Annotated in this window: 12 protein-coding genes and 1 pseudogene; 5 read left to right on the top strand and 8 right to left on the bottom strand. The window is 65.8% G+C overall.

Annotated elements, in window-relative coordinates; translation table 11 throughout:
- Positions 1 to 72: 72 nt before the first annotated feature.
- Complete coding sequence (locus V8Z74_RS21455) at positions 73 to 657, bottom strand: BPSL1445 family SYLF domain-containing lipoprotein (protein ID WP_066476987.1); 585 nt, start codon at positions 655 to 657, stop codon at positions 73 to 75.
- Between the two features lie 377 nt (positions 658 to 1,034).
- On the opposite strand from V8Z74_RS21455, the gene V8Z74_RS21450 reads away from it, so the two are divergent.
- The gene (locus tag V8Z74_RS21450; RefSeq protein WP_066476989.1) at positions 1,035 to 1,424 is read left to right on the top strand and encodes a DoxX family protein; all 390 of its coding nucleotides are present in this window, start codon (positions 1,035 to 1,037) and stop codon (positions 1,422 to 1,424) included.
- A 168-nt stretch (positions 1,425 to 1,592) separates the two neighbouring features.
- Here V8Z74_RS21450 and uraH read toward each other — a convergent pair whose 3' ends face one another.
- On the bottom strand, positions 1,593 to 1,943 hold the full coding sequence (gene uraH, locus V8Z74_RS21445) for a hydroxyisourate hydrolase (RefSeq protein WP_349711086.1): 351 nt from the start codon (positions 1,941 to 1,943) through the stop codon (positions 1,593 to 1,595).
- 287 nt (positions 1,944 to 2,230) lie between these two features.
- Here uraH and ggt point away from each other — a divergent pair, with 287 nt between their 5' ends.
- Entirely contained in the window at positions 2,231 to 4,063 is a 1,833-nt protein-coding gene (ggt, locus tag V8Z74_RS21440) for a gamma-glutamyltransferase (RefSeq protein ID WP_349711085.1), read from the top strand.
- Between the two features lie 196 nt (positions 4,064 to 4,259).
- On the opposite strand, the gene glxR is transcribed toward ggt, so the two are convergent.
- The 3 genes from glxR to gcl form a co-directional block, all read right to left on the bottom strand.
- A complete protein-coding gene (glxR, locus tag V8Z74_RS21435) occupies positions 4,260 to 5,174 on the bottom strand; it encodes a 2-hydroxy-3-oxopropionate reductase (RefSeq protein WP_066476998.1) in 915 nt (304 codons plus the stop codon).
- A 50-nt stretch (positions 5,175 to 5,224) separates the two neighbouring features.
- Entirely contained in the window at positions 5,225 to 6,028 is an 804-nt protein-coding gene (gene hyi, locus V8Z74_RS21430) for a hydroxypyruvate isomerase (RefSeq protein ID WP_066477002.1), read from the bottom strand.
- Positions 6,029 to 6,099: 71 nt separating this feature from the next.
- Positions 6,100 to 7,890: a glyoxylate carboligase gene (gcl, locus tag V8Z74_RS21425; RefSeq protein ID WP_066477004.1), complete on the bottom strand. Its 1,791-nt coding sequence runs from the start codon at positions 7,888 to 7,890 to the stop codon at positions 6,100 to 6,102.
- A gap of 109 nt (positions 7,891 to 7,999) precedes the next feature.
- Between gcl and V8Z74_RS21420 the strand changes: the two genes are divergently transcribed.
- The gene (locus tag V8Z74_RS21420) at positions 8,000 to 8,917 is read left to right on the top strand and encodes a LysR family transcriptional regulator (RefSeq protein WP_066477010.1); all 918 of its coding nucleotides are present in this window, start codon (positions 8,000 to 8,002) and stop codon (positions 8,915 to 8,917) included.
- A gap of 991 nt (positions 8,918 to 9,908) precedes the next feature.
- Here the strand turns inward: V8Z74_RS21420 and V8Z74_RS21415 are convergent.
- The 3 genes from V8Z74_RS21415 to V8Z74_RS21405 form a co-directional block, all read right to left on the bottom strand.
- Entirely contained in the window at positions 9,909 to 11,243 is a 1,335-nt protein-coding gene (locus V8Z74_RS21415) for a glycerate kinase type-2 family protein (RefSeq protein WP_349711084.1), read from the bottom strand.
- A gap of 168 nt (positions 11,244 to 11,411) precedes the next feature.
- The gene (locus tag V8Z74_RS21410) at positions 11,412 to 12,359 is read right to left on the bottom strand and encodes a tripartite tricarboxylate transporter substrate binding protein (protein WP_349711126.1); all 948 of its coding nucleotides are present in this window, start codon (positions 12,357 to 12,359) and stop codon (positions 11,412 to 11,414) included.
- A gap of 120 nt (positions 12,360 to 12,479) precedes the next feature.
- A complete protein-coding gene (locus V8Z74_RS21405) occupies positions 12,480 to 13,592 on the bottom strand; it encodes a tartrate dehydrogenase (RefSeq protein WP_349711082.1) in 1,113 nt (370 codons plus the stop codon).
- A 121-nt stretch (positions 13,593 to 13,713) separates the two neighbouring features.
- On the opposite strand from V8Z74_RS21405, the gene V8Z74_RS21400 reads away from it, so the two are divergent.
- Entirely contained in the window at positions 13,714 to 14,628 is a 915-nt protein-coding gene (locus V8Z74_RS21400; protein WP_349711080.1) for a LysR family transcriptional regulator, read from the top strand.
- A gap of 102 nt (positions 14,629 to 14,730) precedes the next feature.
- Positions 14,731 to 14,856: pseudogene (locus tag V8Z74_RS21395) on the top strand (GntR family transcriptional regulator); the annotation flags it as partial.

Genomic DNA, 14,856 nt, shown 5'->3' with positions numbered 1-14,856 from the left:
CCATGAAAAAACCGGCCTCGGCCGGTTTTTTTTGACGTACCGGGAGAGCATTGCGCCCTCCCCGGCAATCGGTCACTCGACAATCTTGGTGATCTTGGAGCCCTGCAGCGAGACACCGGCTTCCAGGCCCGCATTGGTCAGCACATAGCTGGTCACAGGCGCCTGGGCCGTGGTGGTGTCGATGGTGCCGTTGGCGCCGATCTTGCCGGCCGCCACCGTGGCATCGGCTCCCACGGACCAGCCGTTGCTGTTGACGAACTTGTCCAGGGCTTCCTGGGTGTTGAACACATAGATCACAGCCTTGGACTGGCCGCCGGCCTGCCAGCCGATGGAAGCGCCCGTGGTGCTGTAGTAGCTGTGGTTGCGACCGTTGACGCGCAACACGCCGCGGCCATGCTCGACGCCCACGACGAAGCTGCCGCCGATCACCGACGGGAAGATCAGCACGCCCTTGGCGCGCTGCACCATTTCCTTGGAGCCGGGAGCCGTCTGGTACAGGCGCTCCAGCGCGGCGTTGGCGCGCGTGTTGATGGTCGTGGAATCGGCGCGCGGTGCCGAGGTGGTCTCGGGCTTGGTGGTGGTGCAGGCAGCCATGGACAGGGCGCCGGCAGCCACGGCGACAGCCATGGCCACGGAACGCATGGAGATTTGACGCATACCAATATCCTTTCTTGGGATGAATGTGTGAGCACATTTGTTGGTGGTCCTGCACCCCGCGTTGTCCGGCCGCTGTTCATCCCTCATGGCAACAGCCCGCGAAAGACAGGATTGGCACGATCCTAGTGCGCCCCCGTGCGTTCATGGCCGCTCTTCAACCAACTTGAGGGTTTCGCCTACAGGGCGCCTTGCGAAGTATCAAAAATGGCCCACAAGCCCGTGCGCGTTTGCATTACCCGGCGCCGGCGGCAAGGAGCTTTTCCTGCGCCTGCGCCATGCCCCCGGCCGACCGCCACCGGGCTGTGCCATCATTCGGCGCTGGCATTGTTGCCAGGCATTCTTCCCGGTTTCGAAGGCAGACAACCACAAGGAAATTCATGAAGTTCTGGAGCCATTTTCATCATCCCCAGGCAGCCATGGTGCTGCTGCGCGTGACGCTGGCCGTGCTGACGCTGTTCCACGGCTGGGCCAAGATCCGCCACGGCATCGGCGGCATAGAACGCATGGTGGAGGCCCTGGGCGCGCCCGGCTGGCTGGCCTATGGCGTCTATATCGGCGAAGTGGTGGCGCCGCTGCTGCTGCTGGTCGGGCTGTGGGTGGTGCCGGCCGCGCTGGTGATCGCCATCAACATGGTCGTGGCCTTCGCGCTGGTGCATACCAGGCAGGTGCTGATGCTGCAGAGCTCCGGCGGCTGGGCGCTGGAATTGCAGGCCTTCTACTTCGTCACCGCCCTGGTGGTGGCCATGGGCCATTCCAAGGGCAAATAAACGAGCCCGGGAGATCCGGCACGGATCTTCAAATAAATGAGCGGCTTGCGCCCTTCATCTATAGTTTTCAGACATATTTCAATCTGAAATCCTTGATGACTCAGCGCAAGCCGCTTTCATTTTTGCCATGTTCCTCAGAACGAGCGACAAGCCCGCCCTGGTCCGCTATCAGGAACCGCGGTAGGTGGAGTAGCTCCAGGGGCTGACCAGCAGGGGCACGTGGTAGTGCTGGTCGACGTTGGCCACGCCGAAGTCCAGGCTCACCTTGTTCAGGAAGCTGGGCTCGGGCAGCTGCACGCCGCGGACCTTGAAGTAGGCGGCCACGTCGAACGTCAGGCGGTAGGTGCCGACCTTGAGCGCGTTGTTGTCGAACAGCGGCGCATCGGTGCGGCCGTCATGGTTCAGCACCAGGCTCTTGATCAGCGTGGCCTTGTCGCCTTCGGTGGAAAACAGTTCGACGGCCATGCCGGCGGCAGGGCAGCCATTCATGGTGTCGAGAACGTGGGTGCTCAGGCCCATGGAAATCTCCTCAGAGGCGGTTCAGGGCCGCCTTGGTTATGTCAAATATCGATAGACAAAGTGGCAGCGCTCGCACCCCTGCGCGAGCCATCCCCTCTTTGCCTTGTCAAAGTGTATACAGTTTCTGTACCCCACCCAAGGCTTTACAGCCTTGACTTCTAGGCACATACCCAAAATGGCCTGCAGTCCTGCAAGAAAGCGGCCGGCAGCGCTTCTAGACTGGCCCCTCGCCGGCGCAGCCCGCAACGGGCCGCATTCCCGGACGACGAACTCAGGAGACAAGAATCATGCCCCTACCCACGCGATTGCGCGCCACCGCGCAGGCCGCCTGCCTCGCCATTGCCCTTGCCGGCCTGGCCGCCTGCAGCAGCCATGGCGACCGGAACCAGGACGCCGCACCGGCCGCCACGGCATCACCCTCCGCACCTGCCGCCGCACCCGTCATGCAGTCCGATGCCGCCAAGGCCGCTGCCGCCGCCTATGACTTCGACATGGACGTGTTCCATCCCGTCGAGGCCAAAAACGGCATGGTGGCCACCGAGCAGGAACTGGCCACGCAGATCGGCGTGGACATTCTCAAGGCCGGCGGCAATGCCGTGGATGCGGCCGTGGCCGTGGGCTTTGCGCTGGCCGTGGCCCTGCCCAACGCCGGCAACATCGGCGGCGGCGGCTTCATGATGGTGCACGATGCCAGGAGCGGCAGGGACATTGCGCTGGACTTCCGCGAAGTGGCCCCCCGGGGTGCCTCGCGCAATATGTACCTGGACGACAAGGGCCATGTCATCGACGGCAAGTCGCTCTATACCCACTATGCCGTGGGCGTGCCCGGCACCGTGGCCGGCCTCACGCATGCACTCTCGCGCTGGGGCTCCATGCCCCTGCCCAAAGTGATGGCGCCGGCCATTGCGCTGGCTGAAAAAGGCTATCCCGTGAGCGTGACCCTGGCCAAGACGCTGGAGCAGGAAAAGAAGAACATGGGCCGATGGCCGGCCACCCAGGCCATCTTCTGGAAGAACGGCGCACCGCTGAAGACCGGCGACCGCCTGGTGCAAAAGGACCTGGCCCGATCCATGCGCCTGATCAGCCAGCAGGGCGCCAAGGTCTTCTACCAGGGTGCGATCGCACAGAAGATCGCGGCCGAAATGGCGCCGCATGCCAATGCCCTCACGCTGCAGGACCTGCGCGACTACAAGGTGGTGGAGCGCGAGCCCCTGCGCGGCACCTACCGCGGCTACCAGATCGTGACCATGCCGCCGCCGTCCTCGGGCGGCGCCCACCTGCTGCAGATCCTCAACATGATGGAGTGCTGGCCCATGAACCAGTGGGGCGCGAACAGCGCGCAAAGCGTGCACTACATGACCGAGGCCATGAAGCTGGCCTATGCCGACCGCTCCGAATACCTGGGCGACCCGGACTTCGTGAAGATTCCGCTGCAGGGCCTGATCTCCAAAAGCTATGCTGACGAGCTGGCCGCCACCATCCAGCCGCGCAAGGCCCGCCCCAGCAGGGACATCAGGCCCGGCAAGCCCCAGCCCCATGAAAGCGACCAGACCACGCACTACTCCGTGGTGGACAAGGCCGGCAACGCCGTGGCCGTGACCTATACGCTCAACACCAACTTCGGCAGCGGCATCGTGGCCCGGGGCACGGGGATTTTGCTCAACAACGAGATGGACGACTTCTCGGCCAAGCCCGGCGTGGCCAATGCCTACGGCCTGGTGGGCGGCGACGCCAATGCCGTGCAGGCCGGCAAGCGCCCGCTGTCGTCCATGACGCCCACCATGGTGCTCAAGGGCGGCAAGCCGGTGCTGGTGACCGGCAGCCCCGGCGGGGCGCGCATCATCACCACCGTGCTGCAGCAGATCGTCAACTACATCGACTACGGCATGAACCCGCTGGAGGCCGCCGCCACGCCGCGCTTTCACCATCAGTGGTCGCCAGACGAGCTGCGCGTCGAAAAAGGCTTCAGCGCCGACACGCTGGCCCTGCTCAGGCAATGGGGGCACAACGTGGTGCTCAAGCCTTCCATGGGCCGCACGCAGACCATAGAGATCAGGGACGGCACGCTGTACGGCGCTTCCGATCCGCGCAATCCCGACGGCGAAACCATGGCGTACTGAGCCGGCGCCCGCCCGCACGGCCCGCGCCCTCGGGAGCGGCTTTTCCGCTGCCGTGGCTGGCCCGCCGGCCTCGGCATTGGCATAAAAAAAGCCGCGCTCACCGAGCGCGGCTTTTTGCTTGCAGGACAGCTACTGGCTGAATGCGCAGCACGCATTGTTGCGCCTGGCTGTCGCCGTCCTCCCCACCAAGCGGATGTCAGCCTTCGACCTTCTGGCCGACTTCGAAATTGGCCTGGATTTCCAGGGCGCGCACCATGCCGGAATGGTCCCAGCCTGCGCCGCCATGGGCCACGCAGCTGTTGAACAGTTCCTGGGCCTGGGCCGTATTGGGCAGCGACACGCCGAGCTGGCGGGCGCTGGACAGGGCCAGGTTCAGGTCCTTCTGGTGCAGGGCGATGCGGAAGCCGGGATCGAAGGTGCGCTTGATCATGCGCTCGGCATGCACTTCCAGGATCTTGGAAGAGGCAAAGCCGCCCAGCAGGGCTTCGCGCACGCGGGCCGGATCGGCGCCGGCGCGCGAGGCGAACAGCAGGGCCTCGGCCACGGCTTCGATGTTCAGCGCCACGATGATCTGGTTGGCCACCTTGGCGGTCTGGCCGTCGCCGTTGCCTCCCACCAGGGTGATGTTCTTGCCCATCTTCTCGAACAGGGGCTTGACGCGCTCGAAGGCTGCGTCGGGGCCGCCGACCATGATGGACAGCGTGGCGTTCTTGGCACCGACTTCGCCGCCGGAGACGGGAGCGTCCAGGTACTGGGCGCCAGCGGCTTCGATGCGCTTGGCGAAGTCCTTGGTGGCGACGGGCGAGATGGAGGACATGTCCACCACGATCTTGCCGGAGCTGCCCTTGAGGCCGGCGGCCACGCCGTCTTCACCGAACAGCACCTTCTCGACGTCGGGCGTGTCGGGAACCATGATGAAGATGATGTCGGCGCGCTCGGCCACGCCGCGGGCCGTGGTGCACTGGGTGGCACTGCTTTCGGCGATGGGCGAAGGCACCTTGCCCACGGTGTTGACGAACAGCTGGTGGCCGGCGGCGATCAGGTGGCCGCACATGGGCGCGCCCATGATGCCCAGACCGATGAAGCCCAGCTTGAGGGACGATGCGTTCATGGTGTTCTCCTAGTTTTATTAAGAATCAAATTCGTGGCTGATGCCGCGTGTCAGGCGGCCACTGCGGCCTTCTTCTGGCCTGCAACCGTCTCGATCCAGCCAAGGCCGGACTCGGTGTCCCTGGCGGGCTTGTATTCGCAGCCGACCCAGCCGGTGTAGCCGATGCGGTCCAGGTGCGCGAACAGGAAGGGGTAGTTGATCTCGCCGGTACCGGGCTCGTTGCGGCCGGGGTTGTCGGCCAGTTGCACATGGGCAATGCGGGCCAGGTTCTTCTGCAGCGTGTTGGCCAGCTCGCCCTCGGTGCGCTGGGCGTGGTAGATGTCGTACTGCACGAAGGCGTTGTCGGCGCCGACTTCGTCCAGGATGGACAGGGCCTCATCCGTGCGGTTCAGGTAGAAGCCGGGGATGTCGAAGGGGTTGATGGGCTCGATCAGCAGGCGCAGGTCGGCAGTCTTGAGCGCCGCTGCGGCAAAGCGCAGATTCTCGACGAAGGTGCGGCGCAGCGTGGCGGCGTCCACGCCCGCGGGCGCCTTGCCGGCCAGGCAGTTGAGCTGGGGCACGCCCAGGGCGTGGGCATAGGTCACGGCCTTGGCCACGCCGGCGCGGAATTCGTCGACGCGCTTGGGGTCGCAGGCAATGCCGCGCTCGCCGGCATCCCAGTCGCCGGCGGGCAGGTTGTGCAGCACGATCTTCAGGCCGGTGGCGTTCAGGCGCTCCTTGATTTCCTCCACGGTGTGGGCGTAGGGAAACAGGAATTCGACGGCTTCGAAGCCGGCATTGGCGGCGCGCTCGAAACGGTCGAGGAACGGCACCTCGGTAAACAGCATGCTCAGATTGGCAGCAAAACGGGGCATGACTTCAGTCTCCAGATATCTCGTCAAAGGGAAAAGGACAGAGCCCAGGCTCTGTCCTTTGGGCCGACCGCTCAGTCCAGCAGCGCCAGTGCGCTGGGGACGTCGGCCTTTTCGGTGGCCAGGTCTTCGAACTCGACCACGTTGTCGATTTCGGTGCCCATGGAGATGTTGGTCACACGCTCCAGGATGCACTCGATGACCACCGGTGTCTTGTGCTCGGCCATCCAGGCCTCGGCCTGTGCCATGGCGGGAGCGAAGTCCTCGGCGCGGTGCACACGGATGGCCTTGCAGCCCAGGCCCTCGACGACCTTAACATGGTCCACGCCGTAGCCGCGGCTGGCTTCACCCTCATTCATGTTGATATTGTCGAACGCCAATTGCACGCAATAGTCGATCGAGAAGGCACGCTGCGCCTGGCGGATCAGGCCCAGGTAGCTGTTGTTGACCAGCACGTGGACGTAGGGCAGCTTGAACTGTGCACCCACGGCCAGCTCTTCGATCATGAACTGGAAGTCGTAGTCGCCCGACAGCGCCACGATCTTGCGCTTGGGATCGGCCACGCGCACGCCCAGAGCGGCGGGCGTGGTCCAGCCCAGCGGGCCGGCCTGGCCGCAGTTGATCCAGTTGCGGGGCTTGTACACGTGCAGGAACTGGGCGCCGGCGATCTGCGACAGGCCGATGGTGGACACATAGGTCGTGTCGCGGTCCAGCGAGCGGTTCATGCACTGGTACACGCGCTGGGGCTTCATCGGCACGTTGTCGAAGTTCGTCTTGCGCAGGAACTCGACGCTGTTCTTGCGGCCCTGGCATTCGGACACCCAGGCGCTGCGGTCCTTGAGCTTGCCGGCGGCCTTCCACTCCTTGGCCACGGCCACGAACTGCTCCAGCGCAGCCTTGGCGTCGGAGACGATGCCGTAGTCGGGGGCGAACACGCGGCCGATCTGCGTGGGCTCGATGTCCACGTGGATGAACTTGCGGCCCTTGGTGTACACGTCGACGGAGCCGGTGTGGCGGTTGGCCCAGCGGTTGCCGATGCCGAACACGAAGTCCGAAGCCAGCATGGTGGCGTTGCCGTAGCGGTGGCTGGTCTGCAGGCCGCACATGCCCGCCATCAGCGGGTGGTCGTCAGGAATGGTGCCCCAGCCCATCAGCGTGGGGATCACGGGCACGTTCAGGGTTTCGGCCAGCTCGACCAGCAGTTCGGACGCATCGGCGTTGATCACGCCGCCGCCGGAGACGATCAGCGGACGCTCGGATTCGTTGAGCATCGCGATGGCCTTCTCGGCCTGCTTGCGCGATGCCGCCGGCTTGTAGGCGGGCAGGGGCTCGTAGGTGTCGATGTCGAATTCGATCTCGGCCAGCTGCACGTCGATGGGCAGGTCGATCAGCACGGGGCCGGGGCGGCCGGAGCGCATCAGGTGGAAGGCCTGCTGGAAGGCGCGGGGCACCTGGGCGGGTTCCAGCACAGTGGTGGCCCACTTGGTCACGGGCTTGGCGATGGAGGCGATGTCCACGGCCTGGAAGTCTTCCTTGTGCAGGCGCGAGCGCGGTGCCTGGCCGGTGATGCACAGGATCGGGATGGAGTCGGCGCTGGCCGAGTACAGGCCGGTGATCATGTCGGTGCCGGCAGGTCCGCTGGTGCCGATGCACACGCCGATGTTGCCGGCGACGGCACGGGTATAGCCTTCGGCCATGTGGCTGGCGCCCTCGACGTGGCGGGCCAGAATGTGACCGATGCCGCCGTGGTCCTTCATCGCTGCGTACAGCGGATTGATTGCCGCGCCGGGCACGCCGAACGCAACGGTTACACCTTCTTTTTCGAGCACGCGGACTGCGGCTTCGATCGCTTTCATTTTGGCCATGGGGGTCTCCTAAGAACTGAGATGGACTTTAGACAAGACCCCCGCCTGGCGGAAGGCGCCCACGGACCATAAAATTTATTCCACTGAAGAATAAGTAGGAGAGGAAATCATGGACCGACTCGATGCCATGCACATGTTCGTGCGGGTGGTGGAAACCGGCAGTTTCACCAAGGTCGCCCAGGAATTCGCCACCACCCAGCCCACAGTGACCAAGCAGGTCGCGGCCATGGAAACGCGGCTCAAGGTCCGCCTGCTCAACCGCAACACGCGCGGCGTGAGCCTGACCGAGGCCGGCGCGCTCTACTACGAGAAGTGCAAGATCATCGTCAACGACGTAGCCGACGCCGAAAACGTGGTCCAGCTGCGCCAGACCCATGTGCAGGGCCAGTTGCGCATCGGCAGCTCGGTGGCCTTCGGGCGGCGCGTGGTCATTCCGCTGGCGCTGGAATTCATGCAGCAAAATCCCCAGGTGCAGGTGGACCTGAGCTTCGAGGACCGCTACACCGACCTCGTGGCCAACGGCATCGACGTGGCGCTGCGCCTGGGCAAGCTGGCCGATTCGTCGCTGGGCGCGCGCACGCTGGGCGTCAACCCCTGGGTGCTGGTGGCATCGCCCGCCTACCTGAAGAAACGCGGCACGCCGCGCCGCCCCTCGGACCTCAAGGAGCACGCCACGCTGATCTACAGCAGCGTGCAGGGCAACGACCTGTGGCGCCTGCGCAATGCCAGCGGCGAGCCCGTCTCCGTTCCCGTCACCGGGCGGCTGCGCTCCAACAACCTCTCGGCCTTGCTGGCCGCCGCACGCTCGCACATGGGCATTGCCGCCCTGCCCCGCTACGTGGCGCATGACTCCCTCAAGGACGGCCGCGTGGTCGAGGTGCTCAAGACCTGCCGCCTGCCCGAGCAGGAGATCCACGCCGTCTATCCATCGCCGCGCCTGGTGCCGCAGAAGGTGCAGTCCTTCATCGCCTTTCTGCAGGGCCGCTTCGACGACGCCTGGTGGGAGGAGCTGCCGCGCGGCGGCTAGAGATGCCCCCCTGAGTCGCTTCGCGCCCTCCCCTCTCTGTACGCGCTACGCGCTAACGGAGAGGGACGACAGTCCCGGTGCGGAGTGGCCCTTTCTCGCTGTCCCGGGGTTGGAGCGTGACTGTTTTACCAGGGCAGTCGCATCTAAATACTTTGAAAAATCAATGACTTGATTTGAAGCGTCATGCCCGCGTTACGGACAGAAGCCGGGTCTCGCCCCGGCAGGCGAGGTACTTTCTTGTCGCACGACAAGCAAGTACCCAAAGAAACGTGCCCCACTGCCGCGTCCCTACGGCTTCGCCTACAGGCAACCTGCGTCACAAGGCTTGCGGGGGGGCGCCACCGAACTCGTTGCGTGCTACGCACTCCACTCAAACAAACGGCGGCGAGTCAGACCACGAAGCGTCTGCACTCTGCGGTGCAGCCGCCCCCCCCGCCAGCCTCGTGCCGCAGGCGCATACACAGGGGGATAGGAAACAGCGCAACGCCCCAAGCCAAGCGGCAGCGACGGCCCGTGTGGTTCCCGCTCCCAACCGCTTTTTGGCTGCGCCTGCGGCGCCCGGTTCAGGCTGCGGGCAACGCTGCCGCAGGACAGCGTTGCTTCGTGCACTGACTTGCGCCCGTTTGTTTGAACGAAGCGCGCAGCGCGTCGTGAGTTGGGGCGCACCGCAGACTGAAGCAGGTGACGCAGGTTTGCCCGTAGGCGAAGCCGTAGGGACGCAGGCAGCAGGGCGCGCTTCTTCTGTCTACTCTGCTTGCGCGAGCAAGAAGAGTAGGTCGCCTGCCGGGCGAAAACCGGCCTCTGTCCACTGCACAAGCAAGACATCTGCATCTACAAAAAGCACTGATTAGATAGATGCGATCACCCTGCCAATTTTACATGCCAGCTACATAAAAAAGAGCAGCTACCGCTTTATGAACGGTAGCTGCAGATTGTTTCTAGCCTGAAACCATTGAATAGCTAGCGCAGGCAGCTATTCAATTTGATGTTTTCAAAGAATCAGAATCGCGCGGAAATCGTTGACGTTGGTGTGGGTCGGGCCGGTGATCACCAGATCGCCCAGGGCCGAGAAATAGCCGTAAGCATCGTTGCGGTCCAGATGGTCGCTGATGCGCAGGTTCTTCCCGGCTGCGCGTGCCAGCGTGTCGGGCGAGACGCGTGCGCCGGCATTGTCTTCCACGCCGTCGATGCCGTCGGTATCGGCGGCCAGCGCCCAGACCTTTTCCTGGCCTTGCAGCGCCTGGGCCAGGCCCATGCAGAACTCGCCCGCACGGCCGCCGCGCCCCTTGGCTGCACCAGGCTGGCGCGGGCGGATGGTGACCGTGGTCTCGCCGCCCGAGAGGATCACGCAAGGCTTGGCGAACGGCTCGCCGTGGCGGGCCACGGCGCGGGCCATCGCGGCATGCACCTTGCCCACTTCGCGCGATTCGCCCTCGATCTCGTCGGACAGCACATGGGCCGCGATGCCGGCCGCGCGCGCCGCCGCGGCAGCGGCGTCCAGCGACTGCTGGGGCGTGGCGATCATGTGGACCTCATGGCCTGCAAAGCGCGGGTCACCGGGCTTGGGCGTTTCCAGCGAGCCATCCTCCAGCGCGGCGCGCACGGAGTCGGGCACGCTGATCTGGTAGCGGTCCAGGATGGCCAGAGCGTCGGCACAGGTCGAGGCATCGGGCACCGTGGGGCCGCTGGCGATGATCGACGGATCGTCGCCAGGCACGTCGCTGATGGTCAGCGTCACCACCTTGGCCGGATGGCAGGCCGCGGCCAGGCGCCCTCCCTTGATGCGCGAGAGGTGCTTGCGCACGCAGTTCATCTCGTTGATGGCCGCACCGCTTTCGAGCAGGGCCTTGTTGATGCGCTGCTTTTCCGCCAGGTCGATGCCCTCGGCCGGCAGGGTCAGGAGCGACGAGCCGCCGCCGGAGATCAGGCACAGCACCAGATCGTCCTCGGTCAGGCCTTCGGTCAGCGCCAGGATGCGCTCGGCGGCAGCCAGGCCGGCGGCATCGGGCACGGGGTGGGCCGCTTCCACGACTTCCAGGCGCCGGGCCAGCCCTTCGGGGCGCGGCGGAATGTGGTCGTAGCGCGTCACGACCAGTCCGGACAGCGGCGCATCCTGTGGCCACAGCGCTTCCAGCGCCTGGGCCATGGAGCCGCCGGCCTTGCCGGCACCGAGCACCACCGTGCGGCCCTTGGGCGGCTTGGGCAGGTGCTGCGCCATGCTGTGCAGGGGCTGGGCACGCTGTACGGCGATGCGGTACAGGTCCAATAGAAATTGCTGGGGGTCGTGCTGGGGCTGGGCCAGCGCCGGGTGCGTTGCAGTGCTCATGGTTAGGTGTCTCCGACGGCCATTATGAAAGCAGCCGCCGCCAGGCAGGCACATGCGCTCCGGTCAAAACTGCTTAGCGCGCCGCAGCCGCACCGCCCGCCAGGGCCGGCGCGGCAAGGGATTGCGCCCTGCCCACCGGCCTGTCGCGGCCCCGGGACGGAATATGCGTTATTCCAGGGAAACCCCGGCGTCCTTGACCAGCCTGGCAAAGCGCTCTGTGTCGTCCCTGATCTGCTCGGCCATCTGCTGCGGGGTGTTGCCCACGGGGTCGGCGCCGATTTCGGCCATCTTCTTCTGGAAGGACGGCGACTGGATGATGCGCACCATGTCGGCGTTCAGGCGCGCCACCACGTCGGCGGGCGTGGCCCGGGGCACGAGCACGCCGAACCAGGTACCCATGTCGAAGCCCTTGAGCCCCGCCTCGTCCATGGTGGGCACGTCGGGCAAGGCCACCGAGCGCCTGGCCGTGGTCACGGCCAGCGCGCGCAGCTTGCCGGCCTTGATGTGCGGCAGCACGGGCGTGACGGTGTCGAAGGACATGGCGATCTGCCCGCCCAGCAGGTCCGTGGTCAGCGGGCCGCTGCCCTTGTAGGGCACATGCAGCAGTTGCACATGGCCCATGCTTTCGAACTGGGCGCCGATCAGGTGCTGGCCCGTGCCCGCGCCGTTGGAGCCGTAGGTGTACTTGCCCGGCTGCGCGCGCGCCAGCGCCAGCAGCTCCTGCACGCTCCTGGCCGGTACCTGGGGATTGACCACCAGCACATTGGGCACCACGGCCACCGTGGTCACGGGCGCCAGGTCCTTCTGGAAGTCATAGCCGAGCTTGCGGTAGACGCTGGTGGCGATGGTGTGGTGCACGGCGCCCATGAGCAGCGTGTAGCCGTCGGGCTTGGCCTTGGCCACGTAGTCGGCCCCCAGCGTGGCGCCGGCGCCGGGACGGTTTTCCACGATCACGGGCTGGCCCAGGCTCTTGGCCAGTTCCTGGCCCAGAGCACGGGCCAGCACATCGGTGGTGCCGCCGGCCGGGAAGGGCACGATGAGATTCACGGGCCGGCCGGGCCAGGGCTGGGCCCAGGCCGCGGAGGCGGCCGCGCCGCAGATCGCCAGGCCCAGCATGGATGCGAGAACGGTGCGCTTGCTGATGGTGCTCATGATTTGTCTCTCTGTCTTTTTTGTCGTTGGAATCATGTTCGCCGGGGCTGTCGCCCCGGCGGACAGTGCCGCGGCCGGGCTGCCTCAGACGGCCTGGGCAGCCTTGTCGGCCCGGCCGGCGGGCTGCGCATGTTGAAACCGGTCGATCACCGCCTGCGTCACCTCGGCCGTGGTGGCCTGGCCGCCCAGGTCGCCGGTGTGGAGCCGGGAATCGGCGGTCACGCTCTCCACGGCGCGCATCAGGCGCTGCGCGGCGGCGGGCTCGCCCAGGTGCTCGAGCAGCATCACGCAGCTCCAGAAGGTGCCCACGGGGTTGGCCAGGCCCTTGCCCATGATGTCGAAGGCCGAGCCGTGGATGGGCTCGAACATGCTGGGGTAGCGGCGCTCGGGGTCGATGTTGCCGGTGGGCGCGATGCCCAGGCTGCCGGCCAGCGCGGCGGCCAGGTCGCTCAGGATGTCGGCATGCAGGTTGGTGGCGACTATGGTGTCCAGCGTCGCGGGGCGGTTGACCATGCGCGCGGTGGCGGCGTCCACCAGTTCCTTGTCCCATTTCACGTCGGGAAACTCCTGGCTGATCTGCACGGCGATCTCGTCCCACATCACCATGGCATGGCGCTGGGCGTTGCTTTTGGTGATGACCGTGAGCAGCTTGCGCGGCCGGGATTGCGCCAGCCTGAAGGCAAAACGCATGATGCGCTCGACGCCGGCGCGGGTCATCATGCTCACGTCCGTGGCCGCCTCGAGGGGGTGGCCCTGGTGCACGCGCCCGCCCACTCCCGCGTATTCGCCTTCCGAGTTCTCTCGCACGATGACCCAGTCCAGGTCCTGCGGGCCGCAGCGCTTGAGCGGCGCGTCGATGCCGGGCAGGATGCGCGTGGGCCGCACGTTGGCGTACTGATCGAACCCCTGGCAGATCTTCAGGCGCAGCCCCCACAGCGTGACGTGGTCGGGGATGTGCGGGTCGCCCGCCGAGCCGAACAGGATGGCATCCTTGTCCCTGAGCGCCTGCAGGCCGTCGGCCGGCATCATCTCGCCGTGCGCGCGGTACCAGTCGCCGCCCCAGCCGTAGCTGGTGAATTCGAAGGCCAGGCCGGGCTGCGACGCGGCCAGCGCCTCCAGCACCGCCTGCCCTGCGGGGATGACCTCCTTGCCGATGCCGTCGCCGGGGATGCAGGCGATGCGATAGGTCTTGCTCATGGATCTTTTGCTCCTTGTGGATGTGCGGCCCGCCACCACGGGGCCATGGGAGGCGAATCTATCGCTTGAGCCGGGCTGCACACGCCCTTAAAGTGATGCCATTGTTCACTTTGATTCAACAATGAGCACTCCCGCCTCGCCTCCTTCCGAAATGGCGTTCTTCAGCCTGCTGGCTCGTGCCGGCAGCCTCTCGGCCGCAGCGCGCGAGGAGGGCATCAGCACCGCCGCCGCCAGCAAGCGCCTTTCGCAACTGGAGGCCCGGCTCGGCGTACAGCTGGTCAGCCGCACCACGCGGCGCCTGCACCTGACGATGGAGGGCGAAACCTATCTGGAACAGGCCCGCCGCATCCTGGCCGACATCGAAGCCATGGAGCAGCAACTGGCCGGCATGCGCAGGCAGCCCCAGGGACTGCTGCGGGTCAACGCCACGCTGGGCTTCGGCCGCAGCCATATCGCGCCGCTGATCGCCGGCTTCAGCAGGGAATATCCGCAGGTCCAGGTACAGCTGCAGCTGTCGGTGCAGCCGCCACCACTGGTCGACGACAGCTTCGACATCTGCATACGCTTTGGCGAACCGCCCGATGCGCGGGTACTGGCCACGCGGCTGGCACCCAACCGGCGGCTGCTGTGCGCGGCCCCCCGCTACCTGGCCCAGCATGGCGCTCCGCAGACGCCCGCCCAGCTGCGCCACCACGACTGCATAGACATACGCCAGGGTGACGATGCCTACGGCATCTGGCGCTTTGCGCATGGCGGCAGGACCGAGAGCGTGCGGCTGCGCAGCCGCCTTTCCACCAACGACGGGGAGATCGCCGTGAACTGGGCCCTGGCGGGCCTGGGCATCGTGATGCGGGCGGAATGGGACATCGCGCGCTATCTGCAAAGCGGCCGGCTGGTGCAGGTGCTGCAGGACTACAGTACCCCGATGGCGGATATCTACGCGGTCTACCCGCAGCGCCACCAGCACACGAGCCGCGTGCAGAAGTTCATCGCCCACCTGACGCGCCACTTCGGCGCCGTCCAGCCGGGCCGGTGATTTCGGAGGGCCTTGCTGCCCCCTCTCCACAGCAAAACACTTTTCACCTTGGTGTCAGCCAGAGGAGCCTAAGGGAGAACACTTAGTTCCTGTCGACAGAAACTGTATACAAAACTTGCCGCCAAGGACTATGATGAGGCGATGGAAGCTTCCACCACCAGTTTCATCGTCGAAAGCCTGACCAAGGCCATTGTCGAACACCGCCTCATGCCCGGCACCAAGCTGGCC

The organism is Comamonas sp. w2-DMI (genome assembly GCF_040187735.1).
Lineage (GTDB): Bacteria > Pseudomonadota > Gammaproteobacteria > Burkholderiales > Burkholderiaceae_C > Comamonas > Comamonas terrae.
The sequence above is the reverse complement of the archived record's forward strand: the minus strand, read 5'-3'. Positions and strand labels throughout refer to the sequence as shown.

What these genes read in the sequence shown, in the direction of transcription:
- V8Z74_RS21455 (WP_066476987.1), bottom strand. Translation starts at nt 657, where the DNA reads ATGCGTCAAATCTCCATGCGTTCCGTGGCCATGGCTGTCGCCGTGGCT.
- V8Z74_RS21450 (WP_066476989.1), top strand. Translation starts at nt 1,035, where the DNA reads ATGAAGTTCTGGAGCCATTTTCATCATCCCCAGGCAGCCATGGTGCTG.
- uraH (WP_349711086.1), bottom strand. Translation starts at nt 1,943, where the DNA reads ATGGGCCTGAGCACCCACGTTCTCGACACCATGAATGGCTGCCCTGCC.
- ggt (WP_349711085.1), top strand. Translation starts at nt 2,231, where the DNA reads ATGCCCCTACCCACGCGATTGCGCGCCACCGCGCAGGCCGCCTGCCTC.
- glxR (WP_066476998.1), bottom strand. Translation starts at nt 5,174, where the DNA reads ATGAACGCATCGTCCCTCAAGCTGGGCTTCATCGGTCTGGGCATCATG.
- hyi (WP_066477002.1), bottom strand. Translation starts at nt 6,028, where the DNA reads ATGCCCCGTTTTGCTGCCAATCTGAGCATGCTGTTTACCGAGGTGCCG.
- gcl (WP_066477004.1), bottom strand. Translation starts at nt 7,890, where the DNA reads ATGGCCAAAATGAAAGCGATCGAAGCCGCAGTCCGCGTGCTCGAAAAA.
- V8Z74_RS21420 (WP_066477010.1), top strand. Translation starts at nt 8,000, where the DNA reads ATGGACCGACTCGATGCCATGCACATGTTCGTGCGGGTGGTGGAAACC.
- V8Z74_RS21415 (WP_349711084.1), bottom strand. Translation starts at nt 11,243, where the DNA reads ATGAGCACTGCAACGCACCCGGCGCTGGCCCAGCCCCAGCACGACCCC.
- V8Z74_RS21410 (WP_349711126.1), bottom strand. Translation starts at nt 12,359, where the DNA reads ATGCTGGGCCTGGCGATCTGCGGCGCGGCCGCCTCCGCGGCCTGGGCC.
- V8Z74_RS21405 (WP_349711082.1), bottom strand. Translation starts at nt 13,592, where the DNA reads ATGAGCAAGACCTATCGCATCGCCTGCATCCCCGGCGACGGCATCGGC.
- V8Z74_RS21400 (WP_349711080.1), top strand. Translation starts at nt 13,714, where the DNA reads ATGAGCACTCCCGCCTCGCCTCCTTCCGAAATGGCGTTCTTCAGCCTG.